The organism is Jannaschia marina, from assembly GCF_013404595.1.
Lineage (GTDB): Bacteria > Pseudomonadota > Alphaproteobacteria > Rhodobacterales > Rhodobacteraceae > Jannaschia > Jannaschia marina.
The window spans coordinates 171,950-191,272 of the sequence record NZ_JABVAX010000007.1 but is presented as its reverse complement, the minus strand read 5'-3'; the positions used below and the strand labels follow the sequence as shown (position 1 = coordinate 191,272).

Genomic DNA, 19,323 nt, shown 5'->3' with positions numbered 1-19,323 from the left:
CGCGCCGTCACTCAGCTTTGGGGTGCAAGTCGCCGATCAACTACGAAAGGACTGCCGCTGAAGGGCTGGAATCTCTAAGCCCATAACCGTCCACAAAACCAGGGAAACTCCAACTCCAACTCCAACTCCAGAACTCGAAGCAGGCCAAGACTCCTCAGTCGGCATTTGATGCTTCGAATACGCTCTCTGCCCTCGTACCGAAACAGCGGACGAAGGCCGCCGGTCCATCGCTGGGCCGCCCCCCGGCCCTGCGATTGGGGGCCGTTCGCGAGCAGCGGTGCCGGAGCGCGCAGCTTGCAGCCATAAACCGCGAGAGCGGCGCGGGTGGATCGCCGCGCCGCGACCCGCCGCTGGACCGCACCCGATCCGCCGCGTTTAGCCCCGAACCACCCTTGACCCCACCCCGTCACCCCCCTAAACGGCCCCATCGGCAGCCCCGGATTCGTCCGGGGCTTTGTCGTCGCGCCTCTCGGGGTGCAGCAAGCCGGGGACCTTCGGGGCCCTTACATCCAGGGCGCGGCAACGCGTCCGACACACAACGGAAGACAGGTAAACTATGGCACTCAAGTCGTACAAGCCGACGACGCCGGGCCAGCGTGGGCTGGTTCTGATCGACCGTTCGGAGCTGTGGAAAGGCCGTCCCGTCAAAGCCCTCGTCGAGGGTCTCACGAAGAACGGCGGTCGCAACAACACCGGACGGATCACGATGCGCCGCAAGGGCGGCGGGGCCAAGCGCCTCTATCGGATCGTCGATTTCAAGCGCAACAAACTGGACGTGCAGGCGAACGTCGAGCGGATCGAATACGACCCGAACCGCACCGCCTTCATCGCGCTCATCCGCTACACCGATGGCGAGCAGGCCTATATCCTCGCGCCGCAGCGCCTCGCCGTCGGCGACCGCGTCGTCGCCAGCGAAAAGGCCGACATCAAGCCCGGCAACGCGATGCCGTTCCAGGGCATGCCCATCGGCACGATCGTCCACAACATCGAGCTGAAGCCCGGCAAGGGCGGCCAGATCGCGCGCGCCGCGGGCACCTACGCCCAGTTCGTCGGCCGTGACGGCGGCTACGCCCAGATCCGTCTCTCCTCGGGCGAGCTGAGGCTCGTGCGGCAGGAGTGCATGGCGACGGTCGGGGCGGTCTCGAACCCCGACAACTCGAACCAGAACCTCGGCAAGGCGGGTCGCAACCGGCACAAGGGCATCCGCCCGAGCGTGCGCGGCGTCGTGATGAACCCGATCGACCACCCGCACGGCGGTGGCGAGGGCCGGACCTCGGGTGGCCGTCACCCGGTCACGCCCTGGGGCAAGCCCACCAAGGGTGCCCGCACCCGCAACACGAACAAGGCGTCGCAGAAGCTGATCATCCGCTCGCGTCACGCCAAGAAGAAAGGCCGCTAAGCATGAGCCGTTCCGTCTGGAAAGGGCCTTTCGTGGACGCCTATGTCCTCAAGAAGGCCGAAGCCGTCCGCGAGTCGGGCCGCACCAACGACGTGATCAAGATCTGGTCGCGCCGCTCCACCATCCTGCCCCAGTTCGTGGGCCTCACCTTCGGCGTCTACAACGGGCAGAAGCACATCCCCGTCAACGTGACCGAAGAGATGATCGGCCAGAAGTTCGGGGAATACTCGCCGACGCGCACCTACTACGGGCACGCCGCCGACAAGAAAGCCAAGAGGAAGTAAGTCATGGGCAAGGAAAAGAATCCCCGCCGCGTGGCCGAAAACGAGGCCATGGCCAAGCTGCGCTCGCTGCGCACGAGCCCGCAGAAGCTGAATCTCGTCGCCGCCATGATCCGCGGCAAGAAGGTCGAGAAGGCGATCGCCGACCTCACCTTCTCGAAGAAGCGGATCGCGGTCGACGTGAAGAAGTGCCTGCAGTCGGCCATCGCGAACGCGGAAAACAATCACAACCTGGACGTCGACAGCCTTGTCGTCGCCGAGGCCTGGGTCGGCAAGAACCTCACCATGAAGCGCGGTCGCCCGCGGGCCCGTGGTCGGTTCGGTCGCATCACCAAGCCGTTTTCGGAACTGACGATCAAAGTGCGCCAGGTAGAGGAGCAAGCCTGATGGGTAACAAAGTCAACCCGATCGGCATGCGGCTGCAGGTCAACCGGACCTGGGACAGCCGCTGGTACGCCGACACGAAGGATTATGGCGATCTGCTGCTCGAAGACCTGGCCATGCGCGAGTTCATCGAGACCGAATGCAAGCAGTCCGGCGTCAGCCGCGTCATCATCGAGCGCCCGCACCGCAAGTGCCGGGTCACCATCCACGCCGCCCGCCCGGGTGTCATCATCGGCAAGAAGGGCGCGGACATCGAGACGCTGCGCAAGAAGCTTGCCCAGATGACCGACAGCGAGCTGCATCTCAACATCGTCGAGGTGCGCAAGCCCGAGCTCGACGCCCAGCTCGTCGGCGAGAGCATCGCCCAGCAGCTGGAGCGCCGCGTGTCGTTCCGTCGCGCCATGAAGCGCGCGGTGCAGAACGCGATGCGTATGGGGGCCCTCGGCATCCGCGTGAACCTCGCCGGCCGCCTCGGCGGTGCCGAGATCGCGCGGACGGAGTGGTACCGCGAGGGTCGTGTGCCGCTGCACACGCTGCGTGCGGACATCGACTACGCCCACGTCGAGGCCGAGACGCCCTATGGCATCATCGGCATCAAGACCTGGATCTTCAAAGGCGAGATCATGGAGCACGATCCCTCCGCTCGCGACCGCAAGGCCCAGGAGCTGCAGGACGGTCCGGCCCCCCGTGGTGCCGGTGGCCGTCGCGACGACCGCGGTCCCCGCGGCCCGCGCCGGTAAGGAGTAGACGCCATGTTGCAACCGAAACGGACGAAGTTCCGCAAGCAGTTCAAGGGCTCCATCAAGGGCCAGGCGAAGGGCGGGTCCGACCTGAACTTCGGCACCTACGGCCTCAAGGCCCTGCAGCCCGAGCGCGTCACCGCGCGCCAGATCGAAGCCGCCCGCCGGGCCATGACGCGTCACATGAAGCGTCAGGGCCGGGTCTGGATCCGGATCTTCCCGGACGTGCCGGTCACCTCGAAGCCCATCGAAGTGCGTATGGGTAAGGGCAAGGGCTCGGTCGATCGCTGGGCCTGCAAGGTCAAGCCGGGTCGCGTGATGTTCGAGATCGACGGCGTGAGCGAGCCCGTCGCCCGCGAGGCGCTGCGCCTCGCCGCGATGAAGCTGCCGATCAAGACGCGCACGGTGGTCCGCGAGGACTGGTAAGCCGCGCCTTGCCCGAACGAAATCGAGCCCCCCGGTGGTCGTCACCGGGGGGCTTTTCGTTGTGATCTCCAGCCGTTGGCCGTTGGCCGTTGACGTCGGACGGCTCAGGTATCGGCCAGACGGGCCGCGATCTCGTCCTTCAGCGTCATGCGGGTCTTGCGCATCTCGACCAGATGCTGATCGGAGGTCGGTTCGATGTCGGTTTCCGCGCGATGCACGGCCCGATTGATCGTGTGATAGTTCTCGCACAGGCGATCGAAGTGGCCGTCGCTCCGTCGCAGGGTCTGGATTTGCTCCACCTTGTCTGGGAAATCCTCGGCAAGGGTATGGGGCGTGTGGGACATGGGGCCTCTCGTCTGCTGATTGCCTCGTCCCGGTCCTAGCGACAGGCTGTCGGCGCGGGCCTTGATGCCGATCAAACGTACCCTTGCCAGCGGCGGTTCGCCGGGCGATCACGCAGGCATGGCCGATCTCTCCTCTCTCTTCGTCACGCGCCTCTACCGCGCCGCGCTTCCCGAGCGAAAACCCCTCGTCGACATTGCCGAGCTGGAGGCGACCTGCCTCTCTGTCGCGGGCGACGACGACGCCGGGCATGACTGGTGCGAGGAAAACGGGTATCCCGGCTACACCTCCTACGCGTCGTTGACCGATCTGCCGTGGCGCTTCCCGGTCTTCGCCGATCTCGTGCGTGCGCTCGACGCCCATGTCGCGGCCTTTGCCGAGGATCTGGAATTCGACCTTGGGGACAAGACCCTCCAGCTGGAGGACATCTGGATCAATATCCTGCCCGAAGGCGGCACCCATTCGGGGCATCTGCATCCGCATTCGGTGATCTCGGGGACGGTCTATGTGGCGATGCCCGAGGGCACGAGCGCGATCAAGTTCGAGGATCCGCGCCTGCCGATGATGATGGCCGCCCCGCCGCGGGCGAAGGACGCGAAGCGGAAGCTGCGGACCTTCGCCTACGTGGAGCCGAAGGTGGGCGACGTGCTGCTCTGGGAGAGCTGGCTGCGCCATGAGGTGCCGATGAACATGGCCGAGGAGAACCGGATCTCGGTGAGCTTCAACTACAAGTGGGAGTAGGGGCTCATTGATCCGGGTCGCAAACTGTGTATACACGGATGGATACACGAGGCCGAAAATGATCGAAACCAAGATCCGTAAGGTGGGCAATTCCGCCGTCATGACCCTGACATCCGAGATGCTTGCCATTCTGGATGCCAAGGAAGGTGACAGCCTGTTTGTGGTGCGCGGGGATGATGGATCGCTGCGGCTGCTGGCGCACGATCCCTCTGTGGCCGATGCCCTGGCGGCGGCAGAGGTCGTCATGGACGAGAACCGCGATCTGCTTCAGGCCCTTGCATGAGCGATCCAGTCTGGGTGCCGATCGAGGCGCTCGTGATCGTCCATGACCGGCAGATCTCGCGTCACGGTGGCGCGCCGGGGATGCGGGATCGCGGTCTTCTGGAGATGGGTTGCGCGCGGGCGATGAACCTGGCCGCCTATGGCACGCCGTCGGTTTGTGAAATGGCGGCGGCCTATGCCTTCGAGATCGCCAAGGCCCACGCCTTCGTCGACGGCAACAAGCGCACGGCCTTCGTCGCGGCGGTGACGTTTCTGCGGCTGAACGGGCTGGCATTCCGACCGGACCCCGTCGAGGGCGTGCGGATGATGGAGGATCTGGCGCGCGGCGCGGTGACCGAGGCGGTCTTCGTGGAATGGCTTGAGGCGGGGACTGAGCCTCTGGGCTAGTTGGTGGCCGCGGCTCATCCGGATGGATGCCGGCTCACCCGCTTGGGTCGGCGCGACCGGGTGCTATATCGTGCGCCGGATATTTCGCCGAGTGCAGGGTTGCGCCCCGTCCCAAACCCGTCTATGCGGCGCGCTCTACCACTGATCTCCACCGGAATCAGACGTGACCCGCCACATGCGGAGCGGCCCGGTGATGTTGAAAGGAAATGGCATGGGTGCCAGCGATCTCCGGGGGAAATCCCCCGATGAGCTCCGTACGGAGTTGACCAACCTCAAGAAGGAAGCGTTCAACCTGCGCTTCCAGGCGGCGACGAACCAGCTCGAGAACACGGCGCGGATGCGCACCGTGAAGCGCTCGATCGCCCGCGTGAACACCATTCTGAACGAAAAGGCGCGTGGCGCCGAAGCGGAGGCGTAAGATGCCCAAGCGTATCCTCCAGGGCGTCGTGACGTCGAACCAGAACGCCCAGACCGTGACCGTCTCGATCGAGCGCCGCTTCAAGCATCCGCTCCTGCAGAAGACCGTTCGGAAGTCGAAGAAGTACCGCGCCCACGACGAGAACAACCAGTTCAAGGTCGGCGACACGGTCCGCATTCAGGAATGCCCCCCGAAGTCGAAGACCAAGCGGTGGGAAGTGATCGCCGAGTGATTGGCGCTGCCGCCCGGACCTGACGGCCCGGGCGATACGATTTAGCGAAACCCTGGGGATACGGCCACGCATCGGCCCCCCAAAGGTCGGGAGAAACCAATGATCCAGATGCAAACCAACCTGGATGTTGCTGACAACAGCGGCGCACGCCGCGTGCAGTGCATCAAGGTCCTGGGCGGGTCCAAGCGGAAGTATGCCTCCGTCGGCGACATCATCGTGGTGTCCGTCAAGGAAGCCATTCCGCGCGGCAAGGTGAAGAAGGGCGACGTCCGCAAGGCCGTCGTCGTGCGCACCGCCAAGGAAGTCCGTCGCGACGACGGCACCGCCATCCGCTTCGACCGCAACGCGGCCGTGATCCTCAACAACAACAACGAGCCGGTCGGCACCCGTATCTTCGGGCCGGTGGTTCGTGAGCTGCGCGCGAAGAACTTCATGAAGATCATCTCGCTCGCCCCGGAGGTGCTGTAATGGCTGCCAAACTCCGCAAAGGTGACAAGGTCGTCGTGCTCTCGGGCCGCGACAAGGGCAAGGAAGGCGAGATCGTCTCCGTCGACCCGAAGGCCGGCAAGGCTGTCGTGGATGGCGTGAACATGGCCATCCGCCACACCCGTCAGAGCCAGGCTTCGCAGGGCGGCCGCATCCCCAAGGCGCTGCCGATCGACCTGTCGAACCTCGCCATGCTCGATGCCAACGGCAAGGCCACCCGCGTCGGCTTCAAGATCGAAGACGGCAAGAAGGTGCGCGTCGCCAAGACCACGGGAGACGTGATCTGATGCTCGACCAAGCCAACTACACCCCCCGTCTGCTCTCTACCTATCGCGACAGCATCCGCGCCGCGATGAAGGAGGAGTTCGGGTATTCGAACGACATGATGATCCCACGGTTGGACAAGATCGTCCTCAACATCGGCTGTGGAGCCGAGGCCGTGCGTGACAGCAAGAAGGCGAAATCCGCGCAGGACGACCTGTCGGTCATCGCCGGTCAGAAGGCCGTCGTCACGAACGCCAAGAAGTCGATCGCCGGCTTCCGCGTCCGCGAAGGCATGCCGCTCGGCGCGAAGGTCACGCTGCGCGGGGCCCGGATGTACGACTTCCTGGACCGCCTGATCACCATCGCGCTGCCCCGTGTCCGCGACTTCCGCGGCGTGAACGGCAAGAGCTTCGACGGCCGTGGCAACTATGCCATGGGCCTGAAGGAGCACATCGTCTTCCCCGAGATCAACTTCGACAAGGTCGACGAGGTCTGGGGCATGGACATCATCATCTGCACGACGTCGAAGACGGATGCAGAGGCGAAGTCGCTCCTGAAGCACTTCAACATGCCGTTCAACAGCTGAGGAAAAAGACATGGCAAAAGTCTCCATGATCGAACGCCAGAAGAAGCGCGAGCGGCTGGTGAAGAAATACGCCGCCAAGCGTGCCGCGCTGAAGGAAGTGATCCGTGATGAATCGAAGCCGATGGAGGAGCGCTTCAAGGCGACCCTCAAGCTGGCCGAGCTTCCGCGGAACTCCTCTGCCGTTCGTCTCAACAACCGCTGCCAGCTGACGGGGCGCCCGCGCGCCTACTACCGGAAGCTGAAGCTGTCCCGCATCATGCTGCGTGACCTGGCCAGCCACGGGAAGATCCCGGGCATGGTCAAGTCCAGCTGGTAAGGAGATCAGGAAATGAATGATCCCATCGGCGATATGCTGACCCGCATCCGCAATGCGCAGATGCGTGGCAAGTCCACCGTCACCACCCCCGCGTCCAAGCTGCGCGCCCGTGTCCTCGATGTTCTGGCCGACGAAGGCTACATCCGGGGCTACGAGGCCAGCTCGGACCGCATGGGCCACCCGACGATCGAGATCGCGCTCAAGTACTACGAGGGCGTGCCGGTCATCCGGGAGCTCAAGCGCGTCTCGAAGCCGGGCCGCCGCGTCTACCTGGGTGTCAAGGACGTCCCCTCGGTCCGTCAGGGCCTGGGCGTCTCCATCGTGTCCACCTCGCGTGGCGTCATGTCGGATGCAGCCGCACGGAGCGCCAACGTCGGCGGCGAAGTGCTCTGCACCGTATTCTGAGGAGGGTGTAATGTCTCGTATCGGCAAGAAACCCGTCGACCTGCCTTCGGGCGTGGAAGCCTCGGTCTCGGGCCAGACCGTCTCGGTCAAGGGCCCCAAGGGCACCCGCAGCTTCACCGCAACCGACGACGTGACCGTCTCGGTCGCCGACGGCGCGATCTCGGTCGAGCCGCGCGGCAAGTCGAAGCGCGCGCGCCAGCAGTGGGGCATGTCCCGCACGCAGGTCGCGAACCTCGTCACCGGCGTGACCGAGGGCTTCAAGAAAGAGCTCGAGATCTCCGGCGTCGGTTACCGCGCGCAGATGCAGGGCAACACCCTGAAGCTGTCGCTCGGTTATTCGCACGACGTGAACTTCGAGGTGCCGGAGGGCGTCACCGTGACGGCCCCGAAGCCCACCGAAGTCACTGTCGAGGGCATCGACCAACAGCTGGTCGGCCAGGTGGCCGCCAACATCCGCGAGTGGCGCCGTCCCGAGCCCTATAAGGGCAAGGGCATCCGCTACAAGGACGAGTATATCTTCCGCAAGGAAGGCAAGAAGAAGTAAGGACCAGTCAGATGGCAAACAGCAAACGGGATCTGTTCCTCAAGCGCCGCCTGCGCGTCCGGAACAAGCTTCGCAAGATGGCCGCCGGGCGTCTGCGCCTGTCGGTGCATCGCTCGAACAAGAACATCATGGTTCAGCTGATCGACGACGTGCAGGGCAAGACGCTTGCCTCGGCCTCGACGCTCGAGAAGGATCTGGGTGTGGTCGGTCAGAACAACGTCGAGGCGGCCTCCAAGGTCGGCGCGGCGATCGCCGAGCGCGCCAAGAAGGCCGGCGTCGAGGAGTGCTACTTCGACCGCGGCGGCTTCCTCTTCCACGGGAAGGTGAAGGCGCTCGCCGATGCCGCCCGCGAAGGTGGCCTGAAGTTCTGATCGGGACGGCGGGGTGAACCCCGCCCTGACGTCGGCCGATACGCCGGCAATGACATTGGTAGGGCGGGGTTCACCCCGCCACACCGCTTGAAGGCGGCGGCGTCGCCGCCTCGATGATCCGGGCTGCATGGCACTGGGATCGGACGAACCCCGGGCAGAAATGCCCAACACGAGGAGTTGCCGCATGGCGGAACGTGAAAACAGAGGTCGGGGCCGCGGGCGCGACCGTGACGAAACCCCGGAATTCGCCGACCGCCTGGTCGCGATCAACCGCGTCTCGAAGACGGTGAAGGGCGGTAAGCGCTTCGGCTTCGCCGCGCTCGTCGTCGTGGGCGACCAGAAGGGCCGCGTCGGCTTCGGCAAGGGCAAGGCCAAGGAGGTCCCCGAGGCCATCCGCAAGGCGACCGAATCCGCCAAGCGCCAGATGATCCGCGTCCCGCTGAAGGATGGCCGCACGCTGCACCACGACATGAACGGTCGCCACGGGGCCGGTCGTGTCGTCATGCGCACCGCGCCGGAAGGCACCGGGATCATCGCCGGTGGTCCGATGCGCGCCGTGTTCGAAATGCTGGGCGTCAAGGACGTCGTCTCGAAGTCGATCGGCTCGCAGAACCCCTACAACATGATCCGCGCCACGCTCGACGGCCTGCAGAAGGAATCGAGCCCCCGTTCGGTCGCGCAGCGCCGCGGCAAGAAGGTCGCCGACATCCTGCGCAAGGACGACGCGCCCAAGATGGACGGCGAGCAGGTGCCCGTCGCAGAGGAGGCCTGATCCATGGCTAAGACGATCGTCGTGAAGCAGATCGGCTCGCCGATCCGCCGCCCCGCCGACCAGCGCGCGACGCTGGTAGGCCTGGGCCTGAACAAGATGCACAAGACCCGCGAGCTGGAGGACACCCCCTCCGTGCGCGGCATGGTCAACAAGATCCCGCATCTGGTCGAGATCATTGAGGAGCGCGGCTGAGCGCTCCTCAAAGGGCGGTCGCCTGCCCTAGAACTCGACACCCCGGTTCGCGAGAGCCGGGGTGTTTTCGTTCCATCCGATCAGGGGACAGCCGAGCGTTTCGGTGAGAGCGGCGGTCAGGTCCTCGACCGTGGCGGCGACGGCGAAGAGGCCGCCGGTCGCGTCGGCGAGGCAGCGGATCTGGGCTTCGTCGAGGCCGCGCCCCCGGGCGAGCGGATCGCCGGCGAGGGTCTCGGCGGTGCGACCGAAGCCGATGACGTGGACCGTGAGGCCCGGTGTGTCGCGGGCGAGCGCGGCCCCGAGCGCGCAGGGCGCGCCGTCGCAGGTGTCGTTGCCGTCGGTCAGCAGCACGATCGTCGCGGGCGGCGAGAGGGCGGTCGCGGCCGTACGCACGGCTTCGGTCAGCGGTGTCATTCCGAGGGGCTGGAAGCGGTCGATGGCCTCGAGGATCGGGGCGGTCGCGTTCGGGACGGGGGCGAAGCGCAGCCGGACGCTGTCGCAGGAGCCTTCGGGGCCGGGGCCATAGGTCAGCAGGCCGACCCGGCGCAGGCCCTCGGCGGCCGGCAGGGCGCGGGCGAGGGCGCTGCGGGCCTCGTCGATGCGCCGCGCGGTGCCGCCGTCGAAGCCGCGCTCGCCCATGGAGGCCGATCCGTCGAAGACGATCATCGCGTCGCGGGTGCAATCGGCGGCGACCGGGGCCGCGGCAAGGGCGACCGAGAGTGCGCCGGCGAGGGCCGCGCGGGCCGTCACGAGGCGCGCCCGACGAGCGGGCAGCCGAGCGTCTCCCAGAGCGCCTCGACCAGTTCCTCGACGGTGTCCGTCGCCGCGAAAGTGCCGCCGGTGGTGTCGGCGAGGCATTTGGCCACGATATCGCCGCGTGGCACTTCGGTTGCTTCCGGGTTGTCCCAGCTGAAGAAATCGCCCTCGGCCTTGTAGCCTATGACGTGGATCGTGAGGTTCGCCGCCGTCGCCGAGAGCGTCCGGCCAAGGGCGCAAGGCTGCCCGCCGCAGGTCTCGTTGCCGTCGGTCACGAGGACGACGATCGCCGGCTGCAGCCGGTAGTCGAGCACCTCGGCCGCGTGTTCGACCGCGGCGGCGAGGGGCGTGAGCCCGTCGGGGGAGAGCGCGTCGAGGGCCGTCCGCATCGACCCGGCGGCGTCGGCACGGGGCGTGAAGTGCAGCGTCGTGCCGGCGCAGGGGCCGGTGAGCCCGCGCCCGTAAGTGACGAGGCCGATGCGGCGGAAACCTTCGACCTGCGGCATGATGCGCTCCATGGCGGCGCGGGCGTCGGTGATGCGGTTGGTCTCGCCGGTGTCGAAGCCGATTTCGCCCATGGAGGCGGAGCCGTCGAAGACGACCATCGCGTCGCGCGCGCAGTTCGCCGCGGCCGGCCCGGCGGCGAGGCTTGCGCAGAGAAGCGCGGTGCAGGCGCGACGGGCGATCATCCGCGTGCAGCCGGTCGGAGGGCAGGGCGCGCGCCGATGAGCGGGCAGGCGAGGGTGCGTTCGAGCGCGGCGATGAGGTCGCCGACGGTCTCGGTCGAGGCGTATTCGCCACTGGTGCGGTCGGCAAGGCAGCGCGCGGCGATCCTGCCCCCGAAGAACGGCGTCTGCGCGGGGTCGTTCCAGGCGTGGAAGTCGAAGACGACCTTTAAGCCGAGGACGTGGATCATCAGGTCACGCGCCTCGGCGGCCAGGCGCTCGGCGAGCGCACAGGGCGCGCCGTCGCAGCTTTCGTTGCCGTCGGTCACGAGCACGATGACGGCCGGATTCTCGCGATGGCCGAGGGCCTCGGCGGCGTGCTCCACCGCGGCCGAGAGGGGTGTGAGCCCATCGGGGGCGAGCGTCGCGAGGTCGGCGAGGAGGGGGGCGGCGGCATCGGCCCGCGGCGGGAAGCGCAGGTCGAGGCCGGCGCAGGCATCCGCTCCGCCCGGCCCATAGGTCAGAAGGCCGAGGCGGCGCGCAGCCGCCGCGCGCGGGACGACACGCGCCATGGCGTCCTGCAGTTCTGCAAGGCGCGTCGTGCCGCTCCCGACCGTCTCGCCCATGGAGGCGGAGGCGTCGAAGACCACCATCGCGTCGGAGGCGCAGGGGGCGGCGGCCTCGGCCGGAAGCGCGAGGGCGCAGAGCAAGGGAAAGAAGCGCGCAAGCATGATCTGAGCGTGTCAGCCATGGCTCGTCCGGGCAAGACGGGTTAGCGAGGGGCATGGTCACGATTGAGTATTACTATTCGGCGCATTCGGCCTTTGCCTATCTCGGATCCCGCCGGCTTTTGCAGATCTGTGCGGCGGCCGAGGCGACGCTTATCCATCGACCCTTCGCGCTCTCGCCCGTGGTCGAGGCGCAGGGGAGCCTGCCATTCGCGGCACGGACGCAGGCCCATGTCGACTACTTCTTCGGGCGCGAGATCGAGCGATGGGCTGAATGGCGGGGCGTGCCGGTGCTGGGGCATCGGCCCGTTCACCACGATGCGGACTACGGGCTTGCCGCGCGGATGATCCTGGCGCTCGGCGATCAGGGGTTCGACGTAGACGCGATGTCCCATGCGGTGCTGACGGCCCATTGGGTGCATGACGCGGACCTGTCGGACGCGCGCGTTCTGGCGCGGCTCGCCACGGCGCTCGGCCATGACGCGGACAAACTCCTCCGCCGGGCCGGGACGGCGGAGATCGACGCCCGCTACGCCGAGAACGCGGAGGCGGCGCGGGCGCTCGGGGTCATGGGGTCGCCGACCTATATCGTCGGGGGAGACATGTTCTACGGCCAGGACCGCCTCGAGATGGTGGAGCGGGCGCTCACACGGCCCTTTGCGGCCACCGGCTTCCGCAACCCGCCGGTTGGCTGAGCGCGCGGGCCTTGCGGGCGGGCGACGGGTCGTGTAGGCGCGCCCGGTGTCCCGCGGGGCATGAACGGAATCATCAGGCCGTGTCCGTCCCACATCGCTTCGGGGGCGCGTCCGGCAAAGGAGAAGCGACATGAAACTCAACGAACTGCGCGACAATCCCGGCGCGGCCCAGAAGAAGAAGCGGGTTGCCCGCGGCCCGGGCTCGGGCAAGGGCAAGACCGCCGGGCGCGGCATCAAGGGTCAGAAATCCCGCTCGGGCGTGGCCATCAACGGCTACGAGGGCGGCCAGATGCCCATCTACCAGCGTCTGCCCAAGCGCGGCTTCAACAAGCCGAACCGCAAGGAATTCGCCGTCGTCAACCTGTCGAAGCTGCAGGAGTTCATCGACGCGGGCAAGCTCGACGCGGGCTCCATCACCGAGGACAGCCTCGTCGAGGCCGGCGTCGTGCGCCGCAAGCGCGACGGCATCCGCCTTCTGGGCAAGGGTGAGCTGACCGCCAAGGCCACGATCACCGTCACCGGCGCGTCCAAGGGCGCGATCGAGGCGGTCGAGAAGGCGGGCGGTTCGGTCACGGTCGCGGACACCGCCGCCGCCTGATCGGTTGTAGGCGGGCGACGGTCCGCTTACATGGAACCAAGTTTTCCTTTGACGCCGCCTGCGGGGGAAACCCGTCGGGCGGCGTCTCTGCTATAAAGAGGGGCTCGCATGGCTTCAGCCGCAGAGCAAATGGCCGCCAACATGAGCTGGGGCGCGTTCGGCAAGGCCAAAGAGCTGCGCCAGCGCATCCTGTTCACGATCGGCCTGCTGATCATCTATCGTCTCGGCACCTACATCCCGGTTCCCGGCATCGACGCGATCGCCCTGCGCGACTTCGTCGAGCAGGCGCAACAGGGCCTCGGCGGCGTGCTGAACATGTTCACCGGCGGCGCGATCGGGCGGATGGGCATCTTCGCCCTAGGCATCATGCCCTACATCTCCGCGTCGATCATCGTGCAGCTGATGACGGCGATGGTGCCGGCGCTCGAGCAGCTGAAGAAGGAAGGCGAGCCCGGGCGCAAGAAGATCAACCAGTACACGCGCTATGGCACTGTGGCCCTCGCCACATTGCAGGGCTACGGCCTCGCCGTATCGCTGCAGTCGGGCAACCTCGTGCACACGCCGGGCTGGTTCTTCATCGCGTCCTGCGTAATCACGCTCGTCGGCGGCACGATGTTCCTGATGTGGCTGGGCGAGCAGATCACCGCGCGCGGCATCGGCAACGGCATCTCGCTCATCATCTTCGTGGGCATCGTAGCCGAGCTGCCGGCGGCGCTGGCGCAGTTCTTCGCCTCGGGCCAGTCGGGCGCGATCTCCACGCCCGTCATTCTGGGCGTGATCGTGATGTTGCTGACGACGCTCGTCTTCGTGGTCTTCATGGAGCGCAGCCTGCGCAAGATCCATATCCAGTATCCGCGCCGCCAGGTCGGCATGAAGGTCTATGACGGCGGGTCGAGCCACCTGCCGGTCAAGGTGAACCCCTCGGGCGTCATCCCGGCGATCTTCGCCTCGTCGCTTCTGCTTCTGCCGACGACGATCTCGACCTTCTCGGGCCAGCAGACCAACGCCGTCCTCTCGACGATCACGGCCTATTTCGGCCCCGGGCAGCCGCTCTACCTGCTGTTCTTCGCGGGCATGATCATCTTCTTCGCCTACTTCTACACCCACAACGTCGCCTTCAAGACCGAGGATGTGGCGGACAACCTGAAGAACCAGAACGGCTTCATCCCGGGCATTCGGCCCGGCCAGCGCACGGCCGAATATCTCGAATACGTGGTGAACCGCGTGCTGGTGCTCGGCTCCGGCTACCTCGCGCTCGTCTGCCTCATCCCCGAGATGGTGCGCAACGAACTGGCGATCACGGCTTATTTCGGCGGCACGTCGATCCTGATCATCGTGTCGGTGGGCATGGACTTCATTCAGCAGATCCAGTCGCATCTGCTTGCCCATCAATACGAGGGCCTGATCGAGAAGAGCCAGCTGCGCGGCAAGAAGCGCGGCCGGAAGAAGGGAGCCGCACGTCGATGAACATCATTCTGCTGGGACCGCCGGGAGCGGGGAAAGGCACACAGGCCCGCAAGCTCGAGGCGGAGCGGGGCATGGTGCAGCTCTCCACCGGGGACATGCTGCGCGCGGCGAAGACCTCCGGCACCGAGATGGGGATGAAGGTCGCCGCGATCATGGATGCCGGTCAACTCGTCACCGACGAGATCGTCATCGGGCTCATCGAGGAGAAGCTCGATGCCAGGGCCGACAACGGCGGCTTCATCTTCGACGGCTTCCCGCGCACGTTGCCGCAGGCGGATGCCCTCGGTGAGCTGCTCGAGCGCAAGGGGGCGACCCTCGATGCGGTGATCGAGTTGCAGGTGAACGACGAGATCCTCGTCGATCGGATCGTCGGCCGCGCGCGGGAGGCGGCAGCGGCGGGAGAGCCGGTCCGCGCGGACGACAACGCAGAAAGCCTGCGTGTGCGCCTGATGGAGTACTACAAGAAGACCTCGCCGCTCATCGGCTACTACTGGGCCAAAGGCGATCTCGTTTCGGTCGACGGCCTGGGCGAGATCGACACCGTGGCGGGCGAGGTGGCCGCGGTTCTCGATCGGTCCTGAGCCGCACCGGCAAAGACCCGACAGATTTTTCTTGACAGGGCGTGGCGCATCGCTTGACGCGCCCGTCAAGACCCCCTAGGTCGCAATCTCCGCCGGGTTTCCGTGATTCCCGGTCGTTTGATTTTGGTCCACGCGCGCCGCGCCCGGGCCGTTGTGAAAAAAGGTTCTGGCATTACGGAACCGCAACGAAGAAGGAATACCTGATTTGGCACGCATTGCAGGCGTCAACATCCCCACGGGGAAGCGCGTTCCGATAGCGCTCACCTACATCACCGGCATCGGCCCGTCGAAGGCGAAGGAAATCATCGAGGCCGTCGGCGTCGACGGCACGCGTCGCGTCAACGAGCTGTCGGATGCCGAGGTGCTCTCGATCCGCGAGTACATCGACGCGAACCTGACGGTCGAAGGCGATCTGCGCCGCGAGCGCCAGATGAATGTCAAACGCCTCATGGACCTCGGCTGCTACCGCGGCCTGCGCCACCGCCGGAATCTGCCGGTGCGCGGCCAGCGCACCCACACCAATGCACGCACGCGCAAGGGCCCCGCGAAGGCCATTGCCGGCAAGAAGAAGTAAGGGAGCGCGACAGACATGGCACGTGATACCCGCCGCGGCGCGCCCCGCCGTAAGGAACGCAAGAACATCGCCGCCGGCGTTGCGCATGTGAATTCCTCGTTCAACAACACCAAGATCCTGATCTCGGACGTCCAGGGCAACGCCATCAGCTGGTCCTCGGCCGGCACGATGGGCTTCAAGGGCTCGCGCAAGTCGACCCCCTACGCCGCCCAGATGGCCGCGGAAGACGCCGGCAAGAAGGCGCAGGAGCACGGCATGAAGACCCTCGAGGTCGAAGTGCAGGGCCCCGGTGGCGGTCGCGAGAGCGCGCTGCGCGCCTTGGCCGCCGTCGGTCTCCAGATCACCGCGATCCGCGACGTGACCCCGATCGCGCACAACGGCGTTCGCCCGCCGAAGCGCCGCCGGGTCTGATCCCCGCAGGACAAGACAGGGCAGGGGCCGCATGCGCGGCCCCTGCCGAAGCCGTTTAATCGCCTCGAGTGTCCGCGCCCGCCGCCCCGGCGCGAGACGAGAATGGAGGACAGGGCATATGATCCACAAGAATTGGCAAGAGCTGATCAAGCCATCGCAGCTTGACGTCCGCCCCGGCAACAACCCGGCGCGCCAGGCGACCGTCGTCGCCGAACCGCTGGAGCGCGGCTTCGGCCTGACGCTCGGCAACGCGCTGCGCCGCGTTCTGCTGTCGTCGCTGCAGGGGGCCGCGATCACCTCCGTGCAGATCGACAACGTGCTGCACGAGTTCTCGTCCGTCTCGGGCGTGCGCGAGGACGTGACCGACATCGTCCTGAACCTGAAGGGCGTCAGCCTCAAGATGGAAGTCGAGGGGCCGAAGCGCGTCTCGATCTCGGCCAAGGGCCCGATGGTCGTCACCGCCGGCGACATCTCCGAGACGAACGGTATCGAGGTGCTGAACCGCGACCATGTGATCTGTCACCTCGACGACGGGGCCGATCTCTACATGGAGCTGACGGTCAACACCGGGAAGGGCTATGTTTCGGCCGACAAGAACAAGCCCGAGGATGCGCCCATCGGCCTGATCCCGATCGACGCGATCTATTCGCCGGTCAAGAAGGTCTCCTACGAGGTTCAGCCGACGCGCGAAGGCCAGGTGCTCGACTACGACAAGCTGACGCTGAAGCTCGAGACCGATGGCTCGCTCGCGCCCGATGACGCGGTGGCCTACGCTGCCCGTATCCTGCAGGATCAGCTCCAGGTCTTCGTCAACTTCGACGAGCCGGAAGCCGCCCGTGCCGACAGCGCCGCCGACGACCTCGAGTTCAACCCGCTTCTGCTGAAGAAGGTGGACGAGCTGGAGCTTTCGGTCCGCTCGGCCAACTGCCTGAAGAACGACAACATCGTCTACATCGGCGACCTGATCCAGAAGACCGAAGCCGAGATGCTGCGCACGCCGAACTTCGGCCGCAAGTCGCTCAACGAGATCAAGGAAGTCCTTTCCGGCATGGGCCTGCACCTCGGAATGGACATCGTCGACTGGCCGCCGGAGAACATCGAGGAATTGGCCAAGAAGTTCGAAAACGAGTTCTGAGGCCGGTGGGCGATACGTCGCCCGCTACCACAACAAGGGCAATGACGCCCCAACAAGGAGGGGCCGGCAACGCACCGGCCCCGGACAAAGCATAAAACTGGAGATAGACACATGCGCCACGCCCGCGGATACCGCCGCCTGAATCGGACCCACGAACACCGCAAGTCGCTGTTCAAGAACATGGCTGCCTCGCTCATCGAGCACGAGCAGATCAAGACCACGCTGCCGAAGGCCAAAGAGCTGCGCCCGATCGTCGAGAAGATGATCACGCTCGCCCGCCGCGGTGACCTGCACGCCCGCCGCCTGCTGGCCTCGCGCCTGCACGACGAGGCCGCCGTCTCGAAGCTGATCGACGTGCTGGCCCCGCGCTATGCCGACCGTCATGGCGGCTACGTTCGCGTCATGAAGGCCGGTTTCCGCTACGGCGACATGGCTCCGATGGCGATCATCGAGCTGGTCGATCGTGACGTCGACGCCAAGGGTGCGGCCGATCGCGCGCGCCTCGAAGCCGAGGATGCCATCGAGGGCTGAGCCACCGAAACGACCTGTCAGAAGGCCTCGCCGGTACCGGTGGGGCCTTTCTCGTTTCGAAGACGGCTTGTGATCGTCCCGAGCGAGGACGCATCCCGCCCTGCGACAATCCCGCGCGGGGGCGCGAGCGACGAATTGGTAGCATTTTTAACTAAATAGGGAGTGTTACGGTTCCCGCGAACCCGCTTCCGCGACGTCGATTTGCCGAATGTCATGTGACGTTTACGGTCTGTTAACGTTTGTGGCGATGAAGTGGCGGTGAACGCTGTTGACGCACATTCTGCCACCCTGTCTAAAAAGACATGTCCGAGAGACGACGCCTCATGGTCAGATACCTGCAACGCCTCGAAGAGATGGCTCCCGCCGGTTATACGGCCGGCGTGCACATCCGCTTCGCGTCGCCGCTCTACATGCGCAGCACGTATCCGCAGGCGTGGCAGGATCTCTACGTCGACAACAATTACGCCCTGCGCGATCCGCTGGTCTTCTGGGGCATCAGCAAGACCGGCTACATCCGCTGGTCCGAGATCAACCTGCCCGATCCCTTCGGCGTGATGGCCAAGGCGGCGGAGCACGGGCTCACCTTCGGGGCTGTGGCCTCCTGCGGCAAGATCACGTCGCGCACCATCGTCGGCATCGCCCGCGCCGACCGGGAGTTCACCGAAGACGAGATGGCAGAGGCCGCCGACATCGCGCAGGCGCTGCATGAGGTGACCGAGCCACCCGACGATCTGACGCCTGCTATGATCGAGGCGCTGCGGCTTGTGGGCGAAGGATTTCGCCATGCCGCCGCGGCGGGCAAGCTTGGAATTTCGGAAAGCGCGTTCAAGGCGCGACTCTCCGCCGCCCGGGATCGTCTGGGCGCGAAAACCACGGCTGAGGCATTGAGAATGGCACGAGAGTTCAGGTTGATATAGACGGCAGCCCGCTCCTCACATCGCGAGAAATCCCCGGTCCCCAGGTGTTTACGGCAACCCGGCAGAGGAAGAAGTCCCATGCAAGTTACTACGCTCTCGTTCCAGAACCTCCACGCGCACGGATCGCTCTTCACCGATCTGCTGCGGGCGCGCCACCGGACCTTCATCGAGCAGGCGCAGTGGGACCTTCCGCAGGCGGACGGGATGGAGTTCGACCAATACGACACCCCCGCGAGCCGCTGGGTCGCGGTCCACGATTTCGGGCGCATCCTCGCCGGCGTGCGGCTGACGCCGACCACGCATCGCTGCGGGATCTATTCCTACATGATCCGCGACGCGCAGCAGGGCCTTCTTGAGACGATACCCTCGGATCTTCTGTACGACGAGGCTCCGGTCGCCGGACACGTCTGGGAGTCGAGCCGCGTCTTCGTCTGCGACGACGTACCGGCCAAGATGCGGCTGCGCGTGCAGATGCAGCTGATCGCGCAGATGGTGCAATCCGCGCGGGAACTCGGGGCGACGTCGGTGCTGGGGCTCATCCCCGCCAATTCGCCGCGGCTGGCGCGCCGCGTCGGGCTCGATTGCGTGCCGGCTGGACCGGTGATGGACATCGGCGGCTCGGAATCGGTTTGCGTCAACATCTCGATGGCGACGAAGATGCACTGATCCCGCATGGGTTTATCCGCCGGCCGCAAAT

The 19,323-nt window shown here is 66.0% G+C and carries 33 protein-coding genes; 29 read left to right on the top strand and 4 right to left on the bottom strand.

Going from position 1 to position 19,323, the window contains the following annotated elements:
- The first annotated feature begins 556 nt into the window (after nucleotides 1-556).
- Genes rplB through rplP form a run of 5 tightly spaced genes read left to right on the top strand, consistent with a single transcriptional unit; the run spans nucleotide 557 to nucleotide 3,230 of the window.
- Nucleotides 557-1,399, top strand: a complete 843-nt coding sequence (gene rplB / locus HSX43_RS13560) for a 50S ribosomal protein L2 (RefSeq protein ID WP_179380673.1) — start codon at nucleotides 557-559, stop codon at nucleotides 1,397-1,399.
- A gap of 2 nt (nucleotides 1,400-1,401) precedes the next feature.
- Nucleotides 1,402-1,683, top strand: coding sequence for a 30S ribosomal protein S19 (gene rpsS / locus HSX43_RS13555; protein ID WP_179380672.1), 282 nt, complete (start codon nucleotides 1,402-1,404; stop codon nucleotides 1,681-1,683).
- Nucleotides 1,684-1,686: 3 nt separating this feature from the next.
- On the top strand, nucleotides 1,687-2,067 hold the full coding sequence (gene rplV / locus HSX43_RS13550) for a 50S ribosomal protein L22 (protein WP_179380671.1): 381 nt from the start codon (nucleotides 1,687-1,689) through the stop codon (nucleotides 2,065-2,067).
- On the top strand, nucleotides 2,067-2,804 hold the full coding sequence (rpsC, locus tag HSX43_RS13545; RefSeq protein ID WP_179380670.1) for a 30S ribosomal protein S3: 738 nt from the start codon (nucleotides 2,067-2,069) through the stop codon (nucleotides 2,802-2,804). The genes rplV and rpsC overlap by 1 nt, the downstream gene beginning before the upstream one ends.
- A 12-nt stretch (nucleotides 2,805-2,816) precedes the next feature.
- Nucleotides 2,817-3,230: a 50S ribosomal protein L16 gene (rplP, locus tag HSX43_RS13540; protein WP_179380669.1), complete on the top strand. Its 414-nt coding sequence runs from the start codon at nucleotides 2,817-2,819 to the stop codon at nucleotides 3,228-3,230.
- Between the two features lie 104 nt (nucleotides 3,231-3,334).
- On the opposite strand, the gene HSX43_RS13535 is transcribed toward rplP, so the two are convergent.
- Complete coding sequence (locus HSX43_RS13535) at nucleotides 3,335-3,574, bottom strand: YdcH family protein (RefSeq protein ID WP_179380668.1); 240 nt, start codon at nucleotides 3,572-3,574, stop codon at nucleotides 3,335-3,337.
- 118 nt (nucleotides 3,575-3,692) lie between these two features.
- Here HSX43_RS13535 and HSX43_RS13530 point away from each other — a divergent pair, with 118 nt between their 5' ends.
- The 14 genes from HSX43_RS13530 (at nucleotide 3,693) to rpmD (ending at nucleotide 9,568) form a co-directional block, all read left to right on the top strand.
- Nucleotides 3,693-4,313: a TIGR02466 family protein gene (locus HSX43_RS13530; protein ID WP_179380667.1), complete on the top strand. Its 621-nt coding sequence runs from the start codon at nucleotides 3,693-3,695 to the stop codon at nucleotides 4,311-4,313.
- Between the two features lie 58 nt (nucleotides 4,314-4,371).
- Nucleotides 4,372-4,596 carry an AbrB/MazE/SpoVT family DNA-binding domain-containing protein gene (locus HSX43_RS13525; RefSeq protein ID WP_179380666.1) on the top strand — a complete coding sequence of 75 codons (225 nt, stop codon included), beginning with the start codon at nucleotides 4,372-4,374 and terminating at the stop codon, nucleotides 4,594-4,596.
- Entirely contained in the window at nucleotides 4,593-4,982 is a 390-nt protein-coding gene (locus tag HSX43_RS13520) for a type II toxin-antitoxin system death-on-curing family toxin (RefSeq protein ID WP_179380665.1), read from the top strand. The genes HSX43_RS13525 and HSX43_RS13520 overlap by 4 nt, the downstream gene beginning before the upstream one ends.
- 211 nt (nucleotides 4,983-5,193) lie before the next feature.
- Nucleotides 5,194-5,400 carry a 50S ribosomal protein L29 gene (gene rpmC, locus HSX43_RS13515; RefSeq protein WP_179380687.1) on the top strand — a complete coding sequence of 69 codons (207 nt, stop codon included), beginning with the start codon at nucleotides 5,194-5,196 and terminating at the stop codon, nucleotides 5,398-5,400.
- Between the two features lies 1 nt (nucleotide 5,401).
- Nucleotides 5,402-5,632 carry a 30S ribosomal protein S17 gene (gene rpsQ, locus HSX43_RS13510; RefSeq protein ID WP_179380664.1) on the top strand — a complete coding sequence of 77 codons (231 nt, stop codon included), beginning with the start codon at nucleotides 5,402-5,404 and terminating at the stop codon, nucleotides 5,630-5,632.
- Nucleotides 5,633-5,731: 99 nt separating this feature from the next.
- Complete coding sequence (gene rplN, locus HSX43_RS13505; RefSeq protein ID WP_092782302.1) at nucleotides 5,732-6,100, top strand: 50S ribosomal protein L14; 369 nt, start codon at nucleotides 5,732-5,734, stop codon at nucleotides 6,098-6,100.
- On the top strand, nucleotides 6,100-6,405 hold the full coding sequence (gene rplX, locus HSX43_RS13500; RefSeq protein WP_179380663.1) for a 50S ribosomal protein L24: 306 nt from the start codon (nucleotides 6,100-6,102) through the stop codon (nucleotides 6,403-6,405). The genes rplN and rplX overlap by 1 nt, the downstream gene beginning before the upstream one ends.
- Complete coding sequence (gene rplE, locus HSX43_RS13495) at nucleotides 6,405-6,968, top strand: 50S ribosomal protein L5 (RefSeq protein ID WP_179380662.1); 564 nt, start codon at nucleotides 6,405-6,407, stop codon at nucleotides 6,966-6,968. Before rplX ends, rplE begins: the two co-directional genes overlap by 1 nt.
- A gap of 10 nt (nucleotides 6,969-6,978) precedes the next feature.
- Nucleotides 6,979-7,284 (top strand): 30S ribosomal protein S14, encoded by a 306-nt coding sequence (gene rpsN, locus HSX43_RS13490; RefSeq protein WP_179380661.1) that lies wholly within the window; start codon nucleotides 6,979-6,981, stop codon nucleotides 7,282-7,284.
- Nucleotides 7,285-7,296: 12 nt separating this feature from the next.
- Nucleotides 7,297-7,689 carry a 30S ribosomal protein S8 gene (rpsH, locus tag HSX43_RS13485; RefSeq protein WP_179380660.1) on the top strand — a complete coding sequence of 131 codons (393 nt, stop codon included), beginning with the start codon at nucleotides 7,297-7,299 and terminating at the stop codon, nucleotides 7,687-7,689.
- A 10-nt stretch (nucleotides 7,690-7,699) separates the two neighbouring features.
- Entirely contained in the window at nucleotides 7,700-8,233 is a 534-nt protein-coding gene (gene rplF / locus HSX43_RS13480; RefSeq protein ID WP_179380659.1) for a 50S ribosomal protein L6, read from the top strand.
- A gap of 11 nt (nucleotides 8,234-8,244) precedes the next feature.
- Nucleotides 8,245-8,604: a 50S ribosomal protein L18 gene (gene rplR / locus HSX43_RS13475; protein ID WP_179380658.1), complete on the top strand. Its 360-nt coding sequence runs from the start codon at nucleotides 8,245-8,247 to the stop codon at nucleotides 8,602-8,604.
- Between the two features lie 184 nt (nucleotides 8,605-8,788).
- Nucleotides 8,789-9,376 (top strand): 30S ribosomal protein S5, encoded by a 588-nt coding sequence (rpsE, locus tag HSX43_RS13470; protein ID WP_179380657.1) that lies wholly within the window; start codon nucleotides 8,789-8,791, stop codon nucleotides 9,374-9,376.
- Between the two features lie 3 nt (nucleotides 9,377-9,379).
- Nucleotides 9,380-9,568, top strand: coding sequence for a 50S ribosomal protein L30 (gene rpmD / locus HSX43_RS13465; protein WP_037311717.1), 189 nt, complete (start codon nucleotides 9,380-9,382; stop codon nucleotides 9,566-9,568).
- A gap of 27 nt (nucleotides 9,569-9,595) precedes the next feature.
- Here the strand turns inward: rpmD and HSX43_RS13460 are convergent, their stop codons facing one another.
- From HSX43_RS13460 to HSX43_RS13450, 3 genes are read right to left on the bottom strand one after another with little or no spacing between them, the layout of a single operon-like run.
- Nucleotides 9,596-10,318 (bottom strand): vWA domain-containing protein, encoded by a 723-nt coding sequence (locus tag HSX43_RS13460; protein WP_328795375.1) that lies wholly within the window; start codon nucleotides 10,316-10,318, stop codon nucleotides 9,596-9,598.
- Nucleotides 10,315-11,013 carry a vWA domain-containing protein gene (locus tag HSX43_RS13455; protein WP_235962653.1) on the bottom strand — a complete coding sequence of 233 codons (699 nt, stop codon included), beginning with the start codon at nucleotides 11,011-11,013 and terminating at the stop codon, nucleotides 10,315-10,317. Before HSX43_RS13455 ends, HSX43_RS13460 begins: the two co-directional genes overlap by 4 nt.
- On the bottom strand, nucleotides 11,010-11,720 hold the full coding sequence (locus HSX43_RS13450; protein ID WP_235962652.1) for a VWA domain-containing protein: 711 nt from the start codon (nucleotides 11,718-11,720) through the stop codon (nucleotides 11,010-11,012). The genes HSX43_RS13455 and HSX43_RS13450 overlap by 4 nt, the downstream gene beginning before the upstream one ends.
- Nucleotides 11,721-11,773: 53 nt before the next feature.
- Here HSX43_RS13450 and HSX43_RS13445 point away from each other — a divergent pair, with 53 nt between their 5' ends.
- The 10 genes from HSX43_RS13445 to HSX43_RS13400 all read left to right on the top strand — a co-directional run bounded on the left by HSX43_RS13445 (nucleotide 11,774) and on the right by HSX43_RS13400 (nucleotide 19,292).
- Nucleotides 11,774-12,412: a 2-hydroxychromene-2-carboxylate isomerase gene (locus HSX43_RS13445; RefSeq protein WP_179380656.1), complete on the top strand. Its 639-nt coding sequence runs from the start codon at nucleotides 11,774-11,776 to the stop codon at nucleotides 12,410-12,412.
- 130 nt (nucleotides 12,413-12,542) lie between these two features.
- Nucleotides 12,543-13,010, top strand: a complete 468-nt coding sequence (gene rplO, locus HSX43_RS13440; protein ID WP_179380655.1) for a 50S ribosomal protein L15 — start codon at nucleotides 12,543-12,545, stop codon at nucleotides 13,008-13,010.
- A 108-nt stretch (nucleotides 13,011-13,118) separates the two neighbouring features.
- Entirely contained in the window at nucleotides 13,119-14,477 is a 1,359-nt protein-coding gene (gene secY, locus HSX43_RS13435; RefSeq protein WP_179380654.1) for a preprotein translocase subunit SecY, read from the top strand.
- On the top strand, nucleotides 14,474-15,058 hold the full coding sequence (locus HSX43_RS13430; protein WP_179380653.1) for an adenylate kinase: 585 nt from the start codon (nucleotides 14,474-14,476) through the stop codon (nucleotides 15,056-15,058). Before secY ends, HSX43_RS13430 begins: the two co-directional genes overlap by 4 nt.
- A 205-nt stretch (nucleotides 15,059-15,263) precedes the next feature.
- Nucleotides 15,264-15,632, top strand: coding sequence for a 30S ribosomal protein S13 (rpsM, locus tag HSX43_RS13425; RefSeq protein WP_179380652.1), 369 nt, complete (start codon nucleotides 15,264-15,266; stop codon nucleotides 15,630-15,632).
- A gap of 15 nt (nucleotides 15,633-15,647) precedes the next feature.
- Nucleotides 15,648-16,043: a 30S ribosomal protein S11 gene (rpsK, locus tag HSX43_RS13420; RefSeq protein ID WP_179380651.1), complete on the top strand. Its 396-nt coding sequence runs from the start codon at nucleotides 15,648-15,650 to the stop codon at nucleotides 16,041-16,043.
- 118 nt (nucleotides 16,044-16,161) lie between these two features.
- A complete protein-coding gene (locus HSX43_RS13415) occupies nucleotides 16,162-17,178 on the top strand; it encodes a DNA-directed RNA polymerase subunit alpha (RefSeq protein WP_179380650.1) in 1,017 nt (338 codons plus the stop codon).
- Nucleotides 17,179-17,289: 111 nt separating this feature from the next.
- Nucleotides 17,290-17,709, top strand: coding sequence for a 50S ribosomal protein L17 (rplQ, locus tag HSX43_RS13410; RefSeq protein ID WP_179380649.1), 420 nt, complete (start codon nucleotides 17,290-17,292; stop codon nucleotides 17,707-17,709).
- 323 nt (nucleotides 17,710-18,032) lie between these two features.
- On the top strand, nucleotides 18,033-18,626 hold the full coding sequence (locus tag HSX43_RS13405) for a helix-turn-helix transcriptional regulator (protein ID WP_235962651.1): 594 nt from the start codon (nucleotides 18,033-18,035) through the stop codon (nucleotides 18,624-18,626).
- Between the two features lie 78 nt (nucleotides 18,627-18,704).
- A complete protein-coding gene (locus HSX43_RS13400) occupies nucleotides 18,705-19,292 on the top strand; it encodes an acyl-homoserine-lactone synthase (RefSeq protein WP_179380647.1) in 588 nt (195 codons plus the stop codon).
- The last annotated feature ends 31 nt before the right edge of the window (nucleotides 19,293-19,323 follow it).